General features: G+C 41.5%; 15 protein-coding genes and 1 tRNA gene. 9 read left to right on the forward strand and 7 right to left on the reverse strand.

The genetic code is table 11. From position 1 onward, the window contains the following. The first annotated feature begins 78 nt into the window (after nucleotides 1-78). Nucleotides 79-327: a hypothetical protein gene (locus BLU58_RS01690; RefSeq protein ID WP_093290507.1), complete on the forward strand. Its 249-nt coding sequence runs from the start codon at nucleotides 79-81 to the stop codon at nucleotides 325-327. A 59-nt stretch (nucleotides 328-386) separates the two neighbouring features. Here BLU58_RS01690 and BLU58_RS17240 read toward each other — a convergent pair whose 3' ends face one another. The 3 genes from BLU58_RS17240 to BLU58_RS01705 form a co-directional block, all read right to left on the reverse strand. Beyond that, nucleotides 387-563 carry a hypothetical protein gene (locus BLU58_RS17240; RefSeq protein ID WP_369813679.1) on the reverse strand — a complete coding sequence of 59 codons (177 nt, stop codon included), beginning with the start codon at nucleotides 561-563 and terminating at the stop codon, nucleotides 387-389. Then, a complete protein-coding gene (locus tag BLU58_RS01700; RefSeq protein ID WP_093290509.1) occupies nucleotides 538-723 on the reverse strand; it encodes a hypothetical protein in 186 nt (61 codons plus the stop codon). The genes BLU58_RS17240 and BLU58_RS01700 overlap by 26 nt, the downstream gene beginning before the upstream one ends. Nucleotides 724-903: 180 nt before the next feature. Then, a tRNA-Arg gene (locus BLU58_RS01705) sits at nucleotides 904-975 on the reverse strand. A gap of 236 nt (nucleotides 976-1,211) precedes the next feature. On the opposite strand from BLU58_RS01705, the gene rpoN reads away from it, so the two are divergent. From rpoN to eno, 7 genes are all read left to right on the forward strand, one after another. After that, on the forward strand, nucleotides 1,212-2,537 hold the full coding sequence (gene rpoN / locus BLU58_RS01710) for an RNA polymerase factor sigma-54 (protein ID WP_093290510.1): 1,326 nt from the start codon (nucleotides 1,212-1,214) through the stop codon (nucleotides 2,535-2,537). A gap of 390 nt (nucleotides 2,538-2,927) precedes the next feature. Next, nucleotides 2,928-3,959: a sugar-binding transcriptional regulator gene (locus BLU58_RS01715; protein ID WP_093290511.1), complete on the forward strand. Its 1,032-nt coding sequence runs from the start codon at nucleotides 2,928-2,930 to the stop codon at nucleotides 3,957-3,959. 62 nt (nucleotides 3,960-4,021) lie between these two features. Continuing rightward, the gene (gene gap, locus BLU58_RS01720; protein WP_093290512.1) at nucleotides 4,022-5,032 is read left to right on the forward strand and encodes a type I glyceraldehyde-3-phosphate dehydrogenase; all 1,011 of its coding nucleotides are present in this window, start codon (nucleotides 4,022-4,024) and stop codon (nucleotides 5,030-5,032) included. A gap of 77 nt (nucleotides 5,033-5,109) precedes the next feature. Then, complete coding sequence (gene pgk, locus BLU58_RS01725) at nucleotides 5,110-6,303, forward strand: phosphoglycerate kinase (protein ID WP_093290513.1); 1,194 nt, start codon at nucleotides 5,110-5,112, stop codon at nucleotides 6,301-6,303. Between the two features lie 8 nt (nucleotides 6,304-6,311). After that, complete coding sequence (gene tpiA / locus BLU58_RS01730) at nucleotides 6,312-7,082, forward strand: triose-phosphate isomerase (protein ID WP_093290514.1); 771 nt, start codon at nucleotides 6,312-6,314, stop codon at nucleotides 7,080-7,082. Beyond that, on the forward strand, nucleotides 7,079-8,617 hold the full coding sequence (gene gpmI / locus BLU58_RS01735; RefSeq protein WP_093290515.1) for a 2,3-bisphosphoglycerate-independent phosphoglycerate mutase: 1,539 nt from the start codon (nucleotides 7,079-7,081) through the stop codon (nucleotides 8,615-8,617). The genes tpiA and gpmI overlap by 4 nt, the downstream gene beginning before the upstream one ends. A gap of 24 nt (nucleotides 8,618-8,641) precedes the next feature. Continuing rightward, entirely contained in the window at nucleotides 8,642-9,931 is a 1,290-nt protein-coding gene (gene eno / locus BLU58_RS01740; protein WP_093290516.1) for a phosphopyruvate hydratase, read from the forward strand. A 77-nt stretch (nucleotides 9,932-10,008) separates the two neighbouring features. On the opposite strand, the gene BLU58_RS01745 is transcribed toward eno, so the two are convergent. Beyond that, nucleotides 10,009-10,341 (reverse strand): zinc ribbon domain-containing protein YjdM, encoded by a 333-nt coding sequence (locus tag BLU58_RS01745; protein ID WP_093290517.1) that lies wholly within the window; start codon nucleotides 10,339-10,341, stop codon nucleotides 10,009-10,011. Nucleotides 10,342-10,464: 123 nt separating this feature from the next. Here BLU58_RS01745 and secG point away from each other — a divergent pair, with 123 nt between their 5' ends. Continuing rightward, nucleotides 10,465-10,698: a preprotein translocase subunit SecG gene (gene secG, locus BLU58_RS01750; protein ID WP_093290518.1), complete on the forward strand. Its 234-nt coding sequence runs from the start codon at nucleotides 10,465-10,467 to the stop codon at nucleotides 10,696-10,698. 103 nt (nucleotides 10,699-10,801) lie between these two features. Here the strand turns inward: secG and BLU58_RS01755 are convergent, their stop codons facing one another. The 3 genes from BLU58_RS01755 to BLU58_RS01765 form a co-directional block, all read right to left on the reverse strand. Next, entirely contained in the window at nucleotides 10,802-11,761 is a 960-nt protein-coding gene (locus tag BLU58_RS01755) for a DUF6612 family protein (protein ID WP_093290519.1), read from the reverse strand. 111 nt (nucleotides 11,762-11,872) lie between these two features. After that, nucleotides 11,873-12,844 carry a DUF6612 family protein gene (locus BLU58_RS01760; RefSeq protein ID WP_093290520.1) on the reverse strand — a complete coding sequence of 324 codons (972 nt, stop codon included), beginning with the start codon at nucleotides 12,842-12,844 and terminating at the stop codon, nucleotides 11,873-11,875. A 150-nt stretch (nucleotides 12,845-12,994) separates the two neighbouring features. After that, nucleotides 12,995-13,816, reverse strand: a complete 822-nt coding sequence (locus tag BLU58_RS01765; protein ID WP_093290521.1) for a DUF6612 family protein — start codon at nucleotides 13,814-13,816, stop codon at nucleotides 12,995-12,997. Nucleotides 13,817-14,146 lie beyond the last annotated feature (330 nt).

Genomic DNA, 14,146 nt, shown 5'->3' on the forward strand with positions numbered 1-14,146 from the left:
TTCTATTTATATTTGTCCTTCTTCTTAGTAGCCATACGCTAACAGAAGTGAAGGCACTAAACTATAGGGGGACTATATATGGAGAGTAAAACCATACATCCGAACGACAAAGCCGAAGCAATGGCGAGCGAAAACTATGAAATTTACAAGCGAGAGGTAATCCGTCTAGTATTTCCGAGGATCTTCCGAGAATCCAACGAAGCGAATACGAAAGCCAAGCTCGCAGTAGGTGCAAAACGAGTAGGACGACTCCCGCACCGAGTAGTTGTTCGATCTCGTCATCTGTCAGAGGTTCAAATGTATCCTCGTCCACCCTCATTAGGTTGATTCCTACACACGGATTCCTACTGATAACATTCTCCTTATAAAGTGAATTGAAAAATGTTTCAAGAATCGAATGCGAACATTAGCCGTATAGGGGATAGACCAAACTCTCCTGTTCGCTCGTTATATCTTTCTTCGCTTAGATAGATGATGTATTCTCGAATGATTGCCGTGCTAATATGATTAGCTTTGTTTTCAGACGGATATGCTTCGTTAAGCCAATCGAAGAAGTAATCCATAAGCAAATGATAGTCCCTGACGGTATTGGGCCTGACCCCCCTCCGTCTTTTTTAGATTTACAAAGTAATCGAATGCTTTGTCGATCAGCATATCATAATTAGTAGAGGGTTCGATAAACTCCTGTCTTCTGGTGATGATTCGTTTTCCTTTTCTAGACATAAAAAATACGCCTCCTAGTGTGATTTCGCTGTAATAATCACGAAATACATCAGAAAGCGTATTATGGTCTCGTCCGAAGAGATCCCATAGTCGCCTTGATTTTCGATCTGAAACCATGTGCTATCGAAGTAGCCTTATGAAGTCAGAACGTCAATAAAATCAAAGCATTCATTACTTCTACGCGCCTAATAGGATTCGAACCTATGCACTTGGTTCCGGAGACCAACGCTCTATCCCCTGAGCTATAGGCGCACATGAAATCAAATGAAATTATATCATACCTATCTATTGAGAAACAAGGATATTTTCGCTTGATTTATAGGCGATAGTGTAGTTGTTAACTTTTGTTACATACGGGTAAGTCCGCTTTATGATAAGATGATTATAATGAAAGTAGCCTTGCAGGGTCTAAAGTTTGAATGATTCCCATTGCTGTGTAATTGGAATACCATATATCACGAATTCATTCGTGACTTGGAGGTGGAGAATTGGCTCTTGAACTTGGGTTTCACTTACAGCAAGAACAGCGTTTACAATTGACGATGACCCCTGAACTGCGTCAATCCATTCAACTCCTTCAATACTCAGCTTCTGAATTAGCATTGTATATTCATGAGCAAATACAGGAAAATCCGCTTATTTCTCTGAAAGAAAAAACGAAGAATGAGGAATCGGTAGGCCTTTTTGGAGTTCGTTACACGTCGAAAAAGCAACGTTACGATCATCATAATCAGGAGCTGTATCAGGTCGAAGCAAGTCCGTCTCTTATACAAGAACTAGAGGAGCAGTTACGATTGCTTCCTTTAACTGCTGTAGAACGAGATACTTGTTTGTTTCTGATTCATTCACTTGATGAACGTGGAATGATCGATTCCCTTTCCATAGAAGAATGTAAGCGCTTACAAAATTCTGAATCGCTTGTTTCCCGTGCGCTACATACGATCCAGTCTTTAGACCCGGCGGGAGTCGGTGCCAGAAGTGTATCGGAGTGTCTCGAACTTCAGCTTCGGAGAATGCAGGCGACGGAACTTGCATGTCAATTGGTTTACCATTTAGTGGAACTTGCCGAGCAACGGTACAAGGAGCTCTCGATACGGTATCAATGTACTGTGGACCATATCCTATCCGCAGTAGACGAAATTAAACAGTGTAATCCTAGACCTGTAGCCCATTATGGAGCGGAGTCCCCACCATACATTGAGCCCGATATTCGTATTCATTGGGAACGAGAGGATTATGAGATTCAACTAAATGAGCGATTGATTCCGCAGATTGAGATTCACTCCGGATATGATGAAAATACCTATCGTTTACTGAATGACTCGTCAAAAGAGTATGTACGCAGTGCTATTCAACGTGCGATCTGGCTAAGCAAAGCGATTGAACAGCGTCGAAAAACGATTTTATCTGTTACACAAACGGTAATTGAGCATCAACGTGCTTTTTTTGAGCGAGGAGAATTCTACCTTCGCCCTCTTAACTTACGCGAAGTAGCAGCGGAGATCGGGGTGCATGAATCAACGGTAAGTCGTGTCACCCAAAACAAATTTATCGAAACACACCGAGGGGTTTTCCCGTTTCGTTATTTCTTCCCCAATGGTATTACGAATCAACATGGTGTTGAGATGACAACAACCAAAGTGAAGAATCAAATAGCGGAATTGATTACAGACGAAAATCCAGCCCAACCCCTATCCGATCAACTGATTTCTAATCTACTCGGACAAACGGGTATCGTCATCTCCCGCAGAACCGTAGCCAAATACCGAGAGGAGCTAGGGATTCCCTCCTCCACGAAGAGACGTAGGGTGTAACGATGGAGTAATGGAGACAAATGGAACTTGTGTATGGACTTGCATTACTACAAACAATTAATGAACAGAATTAGGTTCAGGGAATGGAGAGTTTGTTCGATACTTACGATGTTGATGAAGCGGATATCCCTCCCTCTGTTGGATCTGTATTTGAGCGAGACTCTCCTGCCCTCGACTACCCAATAGCGGATCAATAAACCTGCTATTTCAAATCACATAAACCAATCCCAGCCCCACTGCTAACGTTTTCAAAAAATAAAACAAAAAAATCCTTTGCATTTAACAGACTTTCCGCTAAAATGAAGGAGAAAAGCTTGGTTTTATTTTTTTGCTCTATGTGGGACTTATTTTGTATAACAGGGACATAATAAGTCCCTTGGAGGAGAGAATATGCGAACCCTTTTAACTCTTCAAAGTCAGTTATGTCCCGATTTACTTTCTGTCATGCACAAGAGATATACGGTTTTAAGACGAATCTATTATCTTCAACCGGTTGGAAGGCGTTCTCTTACCGTATCGCTCCAGATGACCGAACGAATTCTTCGCTCAGAGGTTGATTTTTTGCGTGAGCAGGGGTTGGTAAACATCGCTCAAGCAGGGATGACATTATCAGAGCAGGGGTTAGAGGTTTTGCAGAAACTTCAACCCTTTATAGAAGAGTATCTGGGCTACTCACAGCTTTCGGAGGATCTGAAGAAGCGACTCAATATCCAAGAAGTCTGGATTGTGCCAGGTGACTCAGAGAATGATGAGTGGGCGAAGAAAGAATTGGCACGGGCTGGTGCTCAATTGATTAAATCCTGGGTCCGGGAGGATCAGGTGGTAGCAGTAGCAGGTGGATCCACTATGCAAGCTGTTGCTGAATCGATGGGCCCTACTCCAACTTTCAGACGGACTACTTTTGTACCCGCGCGCGGGGGAGTAGGCGACGCAGTGGAACACGAAGCGAACTACATTGCTTCTCGCATGGCGAAAAACTCAGGTGGCCGCTATCGAATGTTACACGTTCCAGACCAGATTAGTGAAGAGGCATATCAGTTACTAACACAAGAAACACAGATTTCAGATGTGCTTCACATGATTCAAAAAGCAAGCGTGTTGGTTTATAGTATCGGGGATGCAAAAACGATGGCAGGTCGGAGAAAATATGGCCGGGAGTTTATGCAACTACTTGAAGAGAAGCAAGCGGTTGGAGAGAGTTTCGGATATTATTTCGATCGGAACGGCACGATTGTCCATCGTACCAAGACAGCAGGATTACGTCTTCGTGACCTTCCGAAAGTGGGGCACAAGATTGCTGTAGCAGGTGGAGCAAGTAAAGCGGAAGCGATCGCAGCGATTTGTTCCGTATTCCCGCAAGACACACTGGTTACAGACGAAGCTGCGGCACGCAAAATTTTATCTCAAAATTACCCGCTATGAAATAAATAAGACAAAACTGACCGGGTCATACTACACAAGAGGAAACATAGGAGGAAACTCGAATGGCGAAAACAAAAATTGGTATTAACGGCTTTGGACGTATTGGACGTAACGTATTCCGTGCGATGTTAGATCATCCAGAATTAGAAGTGGTAGCTGTAAACGATTTAACGGATTCGAAAACACTTGCTCATCTTTTAAAGTACGATTCGGTTCATGGGAAATTAGATGCAAAAGTAGAAGCAAACGAAGGTAGTATCGTGGTGAATGGCCGCGAAATCAAAGTACTAGCGGAACGTGATCCAGCTCAGTTAAAATGGGCAGACTATGGTGTAGAAATCGTGGTTGAGTCGACAGGCCGCTTTACCAAACGTGAAGACGCTGCGAAACATATGGTAGGCGGAGCGAAGAAAGTAATTATTTCTGCTCCGGCAAATAATGAAGATATTACGGTTGTAATGGGTGTGAACCATGAAAGTTATGACCCAGCAAAACATGATGTGATTTCTAACGCTTCTTGTACTACCAACTGTTTAGCACCATTTGCAAAAGTGCTTCACGATAAATTTGGCATCCGTCGTGGTTTGATGACAACGGTTCATTCCTACACCAACGACCAACAAATTCTCGATTTACCGCATAAAGACTTACGTCGTGCCCGTGCAGCAGCTGAAAACATTATCCCTACTTCTACAGGCGCGGCTAAGGCTGTTTCCTTGGTACTTCCAGAGCTTGCAGGGAAACTGAACGGTTTCTCCATGCGCGTCCCAACACCAAACGTATCTGTTGTAGATTTAGTAGCAGAGTTAGATAAATCCGTAACCATGGAAGAAGTAAACGAAGTATTAAAAAATGCAGCAGATAATGAGCTTAAGGGAATCCTAGCTTTCTCAGACGAGCCTCTTGTATCTTCTGACTATAATGGTAACCCTCATTCCTCAATCGTAGATGGTCTTTCTACTATGGTGTTAGAAGGAAACATGGTAAAAGTGGTTTCTTGGTATGACAATGAGTGGGGCTACTCTAGCCGCGTTGTGGACTTGGCTGTATATATTGCCAAACGTGGGATCTAAGAATTAGAATGAATGAGTAGGGAATTTGGAAAGAGGAGAATCGTTCTCCTCTTTCTTCTTAATAAGGAGGGGCATCCTTGAACAAAAAGTCCATCAAAGATGTTGATGTTCATGGAAAGCGAGTGTTTTGTCGGGTAGATTTTAACGTTCCGATGGAGCAAGGAAAGATTACAGACGATACGCGAATTCGAGCAGCATTACCTACGATTCAGTACTTGATCGATCAAGGGGCTAAGCTGATTCTAGCAAGCCACTTGGGAAGACCAAAGGGAAAAGTAGTAGAAGAGATGCGTTTAACGACTGTGGCAGAGCGTTTAAGCCAATTATTAGGTAAAGAAGTGACGAAGGCAAATGAAGTGATAGGTCCAGAAGTCACAGAAAAAGTAGCAGAGTTACATAATGGTGACGTTCTCCTCTTGGAAAACGTTCGTTTTGATGCGCGCGAAGAAAAAAATGATGCTGAACTATCTCGTCAATTTGCCGCTCTAGCAGATTTATTTGTTAATGATGCATTTGGCACCTCTCATCGTGCCCACGCTTCTACAGCGGGGATTGCGGATTATATTCCAGCAGTGGCAGGGTTCTTACTACAAAAAGAGCTAGAGATCTTAGGTAGTGCACTTCAGACTCCCAAACGTCCCTTTACCGCGATTATAGGTGGAGCCAAGGTTAAAGATAAAATCGGTGTCATTGAAAATTTATTGACTAAAGTGGATAACTTAATTATTGGTGGAGGATTAGCTTATACCTTCATCAAAGCAAAAGGTCTTGAAATAGGAAAGTCTCTTTTAGAAGAAGATAAGATTGAATTAGCTGCTTCGTATCTACGACAAGCAGAGGAAGCAGGGGTCCGTATCTATCTACCTGTCGATGTTGTGGTAGTAGATGAATTTTCCCCGCATCCGCCTATTGTGAAAATAGTGGATATCGATCAAATTCCAGCCGATTTGGAGGCCCTTGATATCGGCCCGAAAACATGTGAGTTGTATGCCGATGTGATTCGTTCTTCTCAGCTCGTCATATGGAATGGCCCGATGGGTGTATTTGAATTTGATCAGTTTGCACAGGGGACGAATACCGTTGCCAAGGCACTTGCAGAATCGGAAGCATTATCCATCGTGGGTGGTGGGGATTCCGCGGCTGCGATTGAGAAAGCAGGACTTGCGGACGAAGTAGATCATATTTCCACAGGTGGAGGAGCCTCTCTAGAGTTATTAGAAGGCAAGATACTACCTGGTGTAGCAGTGCTAAACGATAAAGAAGTTAGGTGATGACGCTCATGCGCACTCCAATCATAGCAGGAAATTGGAAAATGCATAAAACGGTTAGTGAAGCCGTTCAATATATAGGAACGATCCAATCGAGTCAACTTCCCGAAGATGTAGAAGCGGTGATTTGCGCGCCGTTTCTCACTCTACCTACTTTGCAAAATAAACTAGCAGGTAGTCCGATTGGTCTTGGAGCCCAAAATGCCCATTGGGAAAAAGAAGGGGCATACACAGGCGAAGTAAGTGTTCATATGCTTCAAGATCTTGGTGTGGGATATGTGATTTTAGGTCACTCAGAACGTCGCACATATTTTGCGGAGACGTGTGAACAAGTAAACAAAAAAACCATAGCGGCTCTAAACGCAGGAATGACTCCGATCGTTTGTGTAGGTGAAACGATTCAAGAGCGTGAAAGTAGTCGTACTTTTGATGTGGTTGCTTCTCAAGTGAAGAAAGCATTAAATGGCATCCCTTCTACTGAGTTACCTAAGGTGGTTCTCGCTTATGAACCTGTTTGGGCGATTGGAACAGGTCGGGCTTCTTCTGCAAACGATGCGGAAGAAGTGATTGCCTACATCCGTCAAACGTTGACACATGTGTTTGGTGCAGAGATTGCTGAGCAAGTACGAATTCAATATGGCGGCAGTGTGAAGCCAGAAAATATTGCTACTTACATGGCAGAGCCTAATATTGATGGAGCTCTGGTGGGCGGTGCTGCATTAAGTCCAGAATCATTTGCAGGACTTGTGAAGGCTGCGAGCAGGGTAGGTGAACAAGCATGAGCCATCCAAAACCAGCATTATTATGTATCTTAGACGGTTTTGGTTTACGTTCTTCGGAACATGGAAATGCGGTGGCTCAGGCGAAGAAGCCTAATTTTGATCGCTATTGGGATCAATATCCCCACACAACACTAGGGGCAAGCGGTTTGTCCGTCGGGCTTCCTGATGGGCAGATGGGGAATTCGGAAGTAGGACACTTAAACATCGGGGCAGGGCGTGTTGTATATCAAGAGTTGACCCGTGTAACTAAGTCCATTTCCGAAGGAGGCTTTTTTGAAAACGAAACCTTCCTAGGAGCGATTCGTCACGTAAAAGAGCATCATACTCGTCTTCATTTGTATGGCCTGTTATCAGACGGAGGTGTTCATAGCCACATTGATCATCTATTCGCATTGCTTGAACTAGCAGCTAAAGAACAAGTGAAGGAAGTGTATGTTCACGCGTTTTTAGATGGTAGAGATGTGGCACCTGACAGCGCTGTCTCCTATATCAAGCGCCTAGAAGATAAAATCAAGGAGCTTGGTGTTGGAAAAATTGCGACTGTGCAAGGTCGTTATTATGCTATGGATCGCGATAAACGATGGGAGCGTACAGAGAAATCATATCGTGCGATGGTATACGGAGAAGGGCCTTCCTATACGGATCCGATCAAAGCGGTTGAGGAGTCTTACCATAAGTCGGTCTATGATGAGTTTGTGATGCCAACTGTGATAGTAGATGAGAATCAAAAGCCAGTCGGTACGATTCAAGACCATGATTCCGTTATCTTTTATAACTTCCGTCCTGATCGCGCGATTCAGATTTCATTAGCTTTTACCAATCAAGATTTCCGCGGATTTGATCGTGGTAAGCGTGCCCCGAAAGATCTCTACTATGTGTGTCTCACCCATTTTAGTGAAACAGTAGGTGGCTACGTGGCATATAAGTCTACCAACTTGGACAACACGTATGGTGAAGTGATTTCCCAACAGGGCCTACGCCAGCTGCGAATTGCGGAGACGGAGAAATTCCCACATGTTACCTTCTTCTTTAGTGGTGGACGGGAGGATCCATACCCAGGCGAGGATCGTATTTTAATCAAATCTCCTAGTGTAGCCACGTACGATTTAAAACCAGAGATGAGCGCTTATGAAGTAACAGACTCTTTGCTTGAGGCGATAAACAAAGATGTCTATGATACGATCATCTTAAACTTTGCCAATCCTGATATGGTTGGGCATTCTGGTAAGCTAGAGCCAACGATTAAAGCGGTGGAGGCGGTTGATGAGTGTTTAGGTAAGATTGTGGATCTAGTCATCTCAAAAGGTGGTGTGGCCATTATCACGGCTGATCACGGCAATGCTGACATGGTTATAGATGATAACGAAAGGCCCTTTACCGCCCACACTACTAATCCCGTTCCTTGTATTATTACTAAAGAGGGAGTAACGCTACGTGAGGGTGGTATCCTAGCGGATTTAACTCCAACTTTGTTAGATTTGTTGCAGGTATCGAAACCAGTGGAGATGACAGGTGCATCTCTCATTCAAAAATAAGGTATACCAGAGGAGAATGAAACGATGACGATTATTATGGACGTATATGCCCGCGAAGTTCTTGATTCTCGAGGCAACCCAACTGTAGAAGTAGAAGTAACATTGGAAGGCGGCGCAGTAGGTCGTGCTATCGTTCCGTCCGGTGCATCAACAGGTGCCCATGAAGCGGTAGAACTTCGTGATGGTGATAAAAGCCGCTACCTTGGTAAAGGTGTTAAGCAAGCAGTAGAGAATGTCAACACGGTCATCGCAGAAGCAGTTGAGGGCATGGACGCATTGGAGCAAGTTGAGATTGATCAACTTATGATTCAACTAGACGGTACGCATAATAAAGGGAAATTAGGCGCTAATGCTATCTTGGGAGTATCCATGGCGGTAGCTCGTGCGGCCGCAGAATCCTTAGGGGTTCCGCTCTATACTTATTTGGGTGGATTTAATGCAAAAGCACTTCCTGTTCCGATGATGAACATCCTAAACGGTGGAGCTCACGCAGATAATAACGTAGATATTCAAGAGTTTATGGTAATGCCAGTAGGAGCCCCTACCTTTACCGAAGCAGTTCGCATGGGCGCTGAAATCTTCCATAGCCTAAAATCAGTATTAAAATCAAAAGGCTTAAATACAGCAGTAGGCGACGAAGGTGGATTTGCACCAAACCTCTCATCCAATGAAGAAGCGCTACAAACGATCGTAGAAGCCATTGGACATGCTGGTTATAAAGTAGGCGAGCAAATCAAGCTAGCTCTGGATGTTGCCTCCACAGAGATCTACAAAGATGGCAAATACCACTTTGAAGCAGAGGGCGTTTCTCGTACTTCTGCTGAGATGGTAGACTACTACGAGGAATTGATCTCTAAATATCCGATTATCTCCATTGAAGACGGTCTTGCTGAAGACGATTGGGATGGCTGGAAATTGCTAACGGAGCGTCTAGGCGGCAAAGTACAATTAGTCGGTGATGATCTCTTCGTAACCAACACCGAACGTTTGCATGAAGGAATTACAAAGGGGATCGGGAACTCCATCCTAGTAAAAGTAAACCAAATCGGCACACTCACCGAAACATTTGATGCGATCGAGATGGCAAAACGTGCTGGCTATACAGCTGTTATCTCCCATCGTTCCGGAGAATCCGAAGATACCACGATTGCCGATATCGCCGTGGCAACTGGTGCTGGTCAAATCAAAACAGGTGCACCATCTCGTACAGACCGTGTAGCGAAATACAATCAATTAATCCGGATCGAAGATGAACTAGCTTACACTTCACAGTATCCAGGGTTAACGGCTTTCTATAACTTGCGAAACAAATAGGAGAAGAATGAAGAGGAAAAAAGCAATGCAGAGGGACAAGTCCTGTGCATTGCTTTTTTTATAGAGAACGGAGAGGTTTATATTTTCTTTACAAATTGAGATATTAACTTCATTGCTCCAAAACCATCTACTTTACAATCAATATCATGATCTTCATCAATTAAACGGATATTTTTTACTCTCGTTCCCATCTTGATAACAGATGAACTTCCTTTTACCTTTAAATCTTTAATCACTGTAACAGTATCGCCATCCGTTAGAGTATTGCCGTGGGCATCCTTATAGACCTTTGTTTCTTGGCTATCTGAACCCTCGTTCCATTCGTAAGCACACTCAGGACATACAAAAAGATCACGATCTTCATAAGTATATTTCGAATTGCATTTCGGGCAATCTGGTAACGTAGTCATGGTGTAACCCTCCTTTTTGCACACTTTATATTCAACACTATAGTCCTTTTTCCTTCATTGATCAAGATTCCACTCTATGATAAAGTAGAGTTAGATAGTTATGCGCAAGGGAGGTCACACATTATGGCACTCGCTGCAAAAGTATTCCTTGCAGTTATTAGCGTCTTGCTGATCGTAGTTGTCTTGCTTCAGTCCAGCAAAAGTCCAGGTCTATCTGGTGTAATTGGTGGCGGTGCTGAACAAGTAATGGGGAAAGCAAAGGCACGTGGTATCGATGCCCTGCTAAACAAACTGACAGCCATCTTCGCAACTTTATTTATGATCATGGCGATTGTAGTTGCTTTCTTCCTGAAATAATAAAAAAAGAACAAGGCATAAGAGCTTTGTTCTTTTTTTATGGTTAAAAGCGAAAGTCTCCCTGGACAGGGGAGGCCTTCGCTTTAGGAAATGGATGGTTCGACTATTTCTTTTTGTTATCAGTGGCAGGAAGAGTTGCTTCTTCTAATAGACCTGGCATCATCTTATCCATATCCTTGGCATTCTTCTTTACATCTTCAGGAATTTGGATTGGAGAAGTTGGAGCATCTTTATATTCGGTTTTAAGATCTAATTCACTGGTAGCTTCTTGTCCTTCAACTTTAACCGTCAACTTCATGTTTAAATCGCTTTTTTTCACTTCAAATGTTTTGGCATCAATGGTGACTACTTGCTTAAAGTTGTTGATTTTAAAGTCTTTCCATACTTGTTCTTTCCATAATTGATCTAAGCCTTTCTTCCCGTCAGACTTTTGTTGGGGAGTTAACAATGGATTTGTCTCTACTAATTTTTCAACAAGGTTTTTTCCGGTTTCTTTCAGTTTTTCAGGATCTTTTAATTTAGAAGAGTCGAAGGTAAGCAAATATACATCCTTTTCCTTCTTCATTGTGTAAACTTCAGGATTCTTTTCAAAGGTAGCAAACGCTTTATTTGCTTCATCTAAGAACTTTGCTCGTGCTTCCTGATATTTATTCAAGTCGAATTCTAATTCCTCGGGGAAGTCAGTAGTTTTCATCCAACCTTGCTCAGACTTAGGTACATTTGGGATGCCAGATAGCTTTACATAGGTGTTCTTATCAAGTGCATACGCCTCCATATCGATATTTTTTCCCATCAATTTGATAGAGCCATCCATATGCAAAGACATTGGCTTAAGAGTAGTTTGCATCTTCAGACCGAGATCTTGTTCCATGCTCATACCTGACATAGAAATCTTGTGTTTTCCTTTCATCTCAAAAGCTGCACTCGTTTGTTTTTTTGCTACCTCGGTGTTTTTCTTCATTACTTCTTGTAACGTAAGATCTCCTATACAACCTGTTAATAGAGTAGAAGAAATAGCAACAGTAGAAAGCGCGAATAACCATCGTTTTAAAGATTGATTCATTATCGTTTACCCCTTTATATAAAACTTTCGTATGTTTGATATATTCACTTTTAATCAGTGGTTTAAACTGCATTTTAAAGCATAGTTATTTATTAAAACAAAATCCACTTTTTAATCCACTTTAAAATTCCACTCATAATTATTCTCTGGAATATTAATTAATCTGTCTTGATTCTTCTGGGAAGAGCCTTGTGCATTATTCCCAGTGCTCTGCTTTTGGTTGCCGGAAGGAGCCTGCCCATTGTTTCCAAGTCCTTGTCCTTGGTTATCAGTGCCTTGTGTACCTGGTCGAAGTTTACTTGGATCTACTGCATTGTTCTTGACATCCTCGGGTACTGTTACAGGGGATGAAGATTCTTTGAAGCTCACTACCATGTCCTGATCAATGGTTTGTCCGCCTATAGTGCCTGTTTGTTTCACATCCATTTTCGTAATTTTATAGGTTTTCCCATCTACTGTAATGGTTTGTTTTGAATTACGAAACGTCATGCCTAAGTTGGTTCCTAATTCTTTTTCCATTTGTTTAATAGACTCATCAAGTTGTGCTTTGTCTGCCTTGGAGGAATCGTAAGTAATGATATAGTTCCCACTTTCTTCTTTCATTGAAAATGCCTTTGTTTTCTCAAGTGCAGAAAATGCCTTAGGGAAATTGTCGAATTCTTTTTTTGCAAAGTCCATCAATTTATTCATGTTTTGGAACTCAGAGGGAATGGTATTTGACTTAAACCACATGTCTGGACCGGGTGATAATTTTCCATACATTTCTTTATCAGCAATATACATATCCATCGTAATAGTTTGTCCACTTTGCTTCACAGTCCCATTTATATGAGTCATAGAGGGATTAGCAGAGTTTTCAAATTTCAAGTCTAGTTCTTGATCCTTCCCTCCCAATTTTTGTGTTCCTTTCATTTCAAAGATCATACTTCCTGATTTGTTTCCTTTCTCTAGCTCATTAGAAGCCTTGCTTACTTTCTGCATAACACCTTTAATAGAAGGCTGTCCGAGACATCCTGTTAATAGTGTTGAAGAAACTACCACAGCAGATAATGCGATCGACCATTTTTTCAATGTTTTTTTCATATAAATATACTCCTTTAACTCTTTTTAAATAATAACAACCTTTATATATTAACTTTTTATTTTGTTTTAAACCATACTTATTTAAAAAAATATAAAGATTTCAACGCAAAAAAAGGATGGCGTACTCTATCCCGCCACCCTTCGTACTCATTAGTTCGTTTTTGCTTTTTTTACTATATCAGCTGGAATCGTAATCGTTCCATTGAACGGAGCAAACTGATTTTGCTTAACAATTGCTTTTACTGAAGTGGGCTTTGTTTTGCCACTAGTCGTCAGTTCCAAAGAACCTTCTAGGGATGTTTGAGCAAATGTCTTGTCGTCAAAAGTAAAAGTTACGATGTAGTTCTTAAGTTTTATCCCTTTAAATGCTGCTCTCATTTGAGGATCTGTATCTTGTGTAAAGCTACTTGTTAATTCCTTTTCTAATGTAGAACGATTCTTTGCTTTTGAGATATCGAATACAATTTTGTATTGGCTTCCTTCGTGTGAAGAAGATACAGCCTCTTTCATTGACTTGAATGATTGAATAGAGTGATCCATATTGGAAAAAGGATCTGTTGATTCTTTAGCTGATTTGGTTTTCATCCAGGATTTCTTTTTCTCTATATAAGAGTAAGTCCAGCCATCTTTTTCATAGGATTCTACTTTCTCGCTTGATCCTAGCGATTTTGAAGTTCCCACTTGGTGGGTAACTTTCGGATTGACAGTTTTCTCAACTTGGGAGCTCTGTTCAAAATGTACTTCCTTACCTGAAAGTGACAAAGCTCCTTTGATTGTTAGTTGATAAGTATGTGCTTTTTTATTCTCTTCAACTTTGGCGATAAGTTCATCGGTTGTTAGTTCTTTTTTCGACTGAACAGTAGCTGGGGTTTCTTTCCCCTTTTCTGGATTTGTAGCTTCTTTGGTTTGACATCCTATCAGCAATGCTGAAATGAGTATAAGTATACAAGTAGAACGAATCCACATCTTCATGTTATATACGCTCCTTTGATATCATTTCTTTGTCCGCTATCGGAAGACTTGAAAGAGGTAACATCTATATATTAACTTTTTTGTCTATTTAAAACTATACTTTTTTTAAAAAATAATTTAAATATTATTATAGGTTGTTATAGAAAGGAATTTGATATATTGGACTAGATGTTCTATACGGAATGAATTAATGTTATTATATTCGAAATTAGTTTAATGTTTTTAAAAATTAGAATATAATACAAGATAATACAAGAAAATACAAGCGAACTTAATACATAAGGAAATTTATATGAGAAAATCTACGATGAAGGCTCTTACTTTGTGCAT

The sequence above is a fragment of the Thermoactinomyces sp. DSM 45892 genome, assembly GCF_900107305.1.
Classification (GTDB): domain Bacteria; phylum Bacillota; class Bacilli; order Thermoactinomycetales; family Thermoactinomycetaceae; genus Baia.

Coding starts and splice junctions, on each gene's coding strand:
- gap (WP_093290512.1), top strand. CDS start 4,022: ATGGCGAAAACAAAAATTGGTATTAACGGCTTTGGACGTATTGGACGT.
- gpmI (WP_093290515.1), top strand. CDS start 7,079: ATGAGCCATCCAAAACCAGCATTATTATGTATCTTAGACGGTTTTGGT.
- BLU58_RS01745 (WP_093290517.1), bottom strand. CDS start 10,341: ATGACTACGTTACCAGATTGCCCGAAATGCAATTCGAAATATACTTAT.
- secG (WP_093290518.1), top strand. CDS start 10,465: ATGGCACTCGCTGCAAAAGTATTCCTTGCAGTTATTAGCGTCTTGCTG.
- BLU58_RS01760 (WP_093290520.1), bottom strand. CDS start 12,844: ATGAAAAAAACATTGAAAAAATGGTCGATCGCATTATCTGCTGTGGTA.
- tpiA (WP_093290514.1), top strand. CDS start 6,312: ATGCGCACTCCAATCATAGCAGGAAATTGGAAAATGCATAAAACGGTT.
- BLU58_RS01715 (WP_093290511.1), top strand. CDS start 2,928: ATGCGAACCCTTTTAACTCTTCAAAGTCAGTTATGTCCCGATTTACTT.
- eno (WP_093290516.1), top strand. CDS start 8,642: ATGACGATTATTATGGACGTATATGCCCGCGAAGTTCTTGATTCTCGA.
- BLU58_RS01755 (WP_093290519.1), bottom strand. CDS start 11,761: ATGAATCAATCTTTAAAACGATGGTTATTCGCGCTTTCTACTGTTGCT.
- BLU58_RS01765 (WP_093290521.1), bottom strand. CDS start 13,816: ATGAAGATGTGGATTCGTTCTACTTGTATACTTATACTCATTTCAGCA.
- BLU58_RS01700 (WP_093290509.1), bottom strand. CDS start 723: ATGTCTAGAAAAGGAAAACGAATCATCACCAGAAGACAGGAGTTTATC.
- BLU58_RS01690 (WP_093290507.1), top strand. CDS start 79: ATGGAGAGTAAAACCATACATCCGAACGACAAAGCCGAAGCAATGGCG.
- BLU58_RS17240 (WP_369813679.1), bottom strand. CDS start 563: ATGGATTACTTCTTCGATTGGCTTAACGAAGCATATCCGTCTGAAAAC.